The sequence below is a fragment of the Bacteroides sp. AM54-2NS genome (assembly GCF_003602935.1).
GTDB classification, from domain to species: domain Bacteria; phylum Bacteroidota; class Bacteroidia; order Bacteroidales; family Bacteroidaceae; genus Bacteroides; species Bacteroides xylanisolvens.
Map to the genome: position 1 here is coordinate 1 of NZ_QTMZ01000107.1, position 2,860 is coordinate 2,860.

General features: G+C 41.4%; 4 protein-coding genes and 1 pseudogene. 1 reads left to right on the forward strand and 4 read right to left on the reverse strand.

From position 1 onward, the window contains the following. Positions 1 to 276, forward strand: a pseudogene (locus tag DXA05_RS25805) (IS1380 family transposase); the annotation flags it as partial. On the opposite strand, the gene DXA05_RS25810 reads toward DXA05_RS25805, so the two are convergent. From DXA05_RS25810 to DXA05_RS26650, 4 genes are all read right to left on the reverse strand, one after another. Next, complete coding sequence (locus DXA05_RS25810) at positions 276 to 512, reverse strand: hypothetical protein (RefSeq protein WP_080975713.1); 237 nt, start codon at positions 510 to 512, stop codon at positions 276 to 278. The pseudogene DXA05_RS25805 and the gene DXA05_RS25810 sit on opposite strands and share 1 nt — an antisense overlap. 39 nt (positions 513 to 551) lie before the next feature. Next, a complete protein-coding gene (locus DXA05_RS25815; RefSeq protein ID WP_049129570.1) occupies positions 552 to 1,232 on the reverse strand; it encodes a UpxY family transcription antiterminator in 681 nt (226 codons plus the stop codon). Between the two features lie 714 nt (positions 1,233 to 1,946). Then, positions 1,947 to 2,387, reverse strand: a complete 441-nt coding sequence (locus tag DXA05_RS25820) for a retropepsin-like aspartic protease (protein WP_048316574.1) — start codon at positions 2,385 to 2,387, stop codon at positions 1,947 to 1,949. A 2-nt stretch (positions 2,388 to 2,389) separates the two neighbouring features. Further along, the gene (locus DXA05_RS26650; protein ID WP_153877556.1) at positions 2,390 to 2,557 is read right to left on the reverse strand and encodes a hypothetical protein; all 168 of its coding nucleotides are present in this window, start codon (positions 2,555 to 2,557) and stop codon (positions 2,390 to 2,392) included. Between the last annotated feature and the right edge of the window lie 303 nt (positions 2,558 to 2,860).

The following is a 2,860-nucleotide window of genomic DNA, read 5'->3' on the forward strand; positions in this document are numbered from 1 at the left end:
CGTGCCAACCGATGCAGTTCGCTCTACAATGACATCTTTGCCCTCAGAGGTTGGAAGAAAGTGAAATTGGGCGGTATTGAGTTTGAGCTGGCCTCCATTCTCATCGAGAAATGGAAAGGGAAGGCATACCGTCTTGTGATTCAAAGACAGAAGCGGATAGACGGCGAACTCGACCTGTGGGAAGGAGAATACACCTACCGCTGCATCCTTACAAATGACTACGAGTCTTCCGAGAAAGAGATTGTCGAATTCTATAACCTCCGTGGAGGGAAGGATTAGTTTCTGTTGTTTGTACCGGAGCAAGTTCTGCTACAAGTACCATGACATGTGTTGAAGCAACTGTTCATACAACGGTTGTTACATCCTGCGCATGACATTGCATTTGCAGTTTCTGACAAGATAGGACTTGACAGGAGAGCTGCACCAGCCAAAATAGGCAGAGCACCTTTAGCGGCTCTCTTAAAGAACTCACGACGAGACTGAAGTTCTTCATTCTTACCATTTTTCTTCATAAAATAAAAAATTTAAATTAAACAATATGCCTTTCGGCATTATTTGACAATCTCAATAAAATCAGTAGGAATATACGCAGTAGCGACAAGGCACAATCCCGAGATCTCAACAACAATTCTTTGTTGTCCTGCTATTCTGGCAACTTTTCCAACCACTCCCTTGAAGTCACCAGCTATTACTCGTACTTTATCTCCACTTTTATAGTGACACTGTTCCGCTGTAACAATGCGTACATGCTCACTATCAGTACTTGTTGCTTTGATAAAATTTATCATTGCATTGTATGGTATAATAAGCGGAGGATTTTTACCGTTTGCCTCTGGAGGAAGCGTCTTATCCAAATAATATTTTATAAAAGAGATTGGGGCATCAACTGTCTTTTTCACAAAACTGTCTGATTGTTCCCTTGTGGCGTATATAAAAAGAAAGTTGGGAAGAAGAGGCTGTTGTATTCGCTTCTTCTTCCCAGCAATCACTTTTAGTACATAGTGCATCGGCACGTATGTCTTAATATCATTCTTCTTTGCTTTCTCTACGGCTGCATTTACCCTGTTATAAGTAGCACGAAGAACAAACCAGTTGTAACCTTCCTGCTGGACATATTCCGAGGACACCCCTGTTTGTGAGCTTTGGGCTTCGGGGGAGACATTGGAGGCAAATCCAATGTGAGGAGGTGAATCGCAACCTCGTTTGGTATGCGCATTAAGCAATGCGTTCATATCGGCTTATATGTCGTTGCTCGTTAATAGCAATATAGACATAAAAAGAGCGTGGAAACGTCTGTTGTCTATTCCACAGTCTGAGGCTCTAGCAATTGCCTATCATAGTTGAACAGACAACGTCAGAGCCCACGCCGATATGAATAATCATTTCCATTAGGAGACCATAATAAACAATTGTTGTGCCCGAAAAGGTACAATCCGTGCTTACAGGTCTCCGCAGGAGCGATATTATCACACCCGGGACATCTACCGTTGGCTTTGCTCAAGACTATGATAACTGTTAATTTGCTAGATTACAGACTGTCTTAAACAGAGCGTTAGTAAACGCCTTCATTATGTCTGGACTATCTTTCCCACCCAATGCCCGCTTTGTACCGCTTTGTCATTATGACTCCGCCATACTCAGCACGGCGTAGGCTGCCTTGTATGCCATCACGAAAGAACACGTCTAACCTCAATGGCTATAAACATGGCGATAATAGTCCGCTGCAAAAGTACAAAGAAAATCTCAATACAACCTCATTTTGTTATGGAAAAGTATGTATAAACCTTAAATTTAACCATAATTAACTAAGTCTTGCTCAAATCTCGTATATTTTGTGTAAGGAAATGGCCTCTTATTGGCGTAAAAAGCAAAAGACAGATGCGAATGTCACATCTGTCATTATTGTTGTCGCACATGTCTTTCTTGAAAGAAAGCCTATGGCTGGTTTATTTCAGAATGATTTTCTCCTTTGCTGGATGACATAAGGAGAATGTACTTTTGCCGTCTTTGTTTGTATAGCAGAAGTCGCATGAATTTATAATATCCATGCCAATCACCACATCATAGTCTGAATTGTCGTTAAGCAGAGCCTGAACATTCAACTCTGCTGTTCCTGTTGGAAGGATAACATGAACAAGGTAAGTCCAGGATTCGACATCACCTCCTGCACTCGAAATAAGAGCCTTGTTCTTCGGTTGTAACCCTAAAGCATTTACAACTTCCTGTGAAATCAATGTATTGGTCGCTCCTGTGTCCCACAATACATTTTCAACTTGGCAATGAACAGGAACAGCCACGTTTGCCGACAAATCTACGGCTGGACAGATAATGACGTTTGTAAGAATAGCTTCTGGCTGGGATTCGTATTCTTTTGTATATACAGCCATTCCTACCTCAACTCAATTTTTCCCGTATATGAAGTTTGTTGAGGAACAGGCTCGTCAGTGATAAGGCGAACCAAACGGACATAACCTGTCCGTGCAGCTCTATTTCCGTTAATGACGGGAGCCTGAACTGCGGTTGCAAAATCTATTGTCTTGTTCTTTATAACTTTCATATACCTACAATTTAAAAAATGTCCCGCTGGGTACGCTGTTCTTATGGGAAGCGAGCGGGATTTGTCAATGCAAAGGTAGGCATTCAATTCCAAAAAACCAAACAATTGGAAGAAAAACTAATCTAACTACCCTAAATTTAACATTTTATCAGGAAAACTACTAAACAATGAATACGTCTTTCAAACGCTATTCTATTGCCGCCGAATTATTAACCTGCATTGTATATCAGCCATATATGCCGATAGAGATACAACCAAGGTACAAGACACCCGTTTTTGACCATCTTTGCAGCCCCCTTGCAA

What these genes read in the sequence shown, in the direction of transcription:
- DXA05_RS25815 (WP_049129570.1), bottom strand. Translation starts at nt 1,232, where the DNA reads ATGAACGCATTGCTTAATGCGCATACCAAACGAGGTTGCGATTCACCT.
- DXA05_RS26650 (WP_153877556.1), bottom strand. Translation starts at nt 2,557, where the DNA reads ATGAAAGTTATAAAGAACAAGACAATAGATTTTGCAACCGCAGTTCAG.
- DXA05_RS25810 (WP_080975713.1), bottom strand. Translation starts at nt 512, where the DNA reads ATGAAGAAAAATGGTAAGAATGAAGAACTTCAGTCTCGTCGTGAGTTC.
- DXA05_RS25820 (WP_048316574.1), bottom strand. Translation starts at nt 2,387, where the DNA reads ATGGCTGTATATACAAAAGAATACGAATCCCAGCCAGAAGCTATTCTT.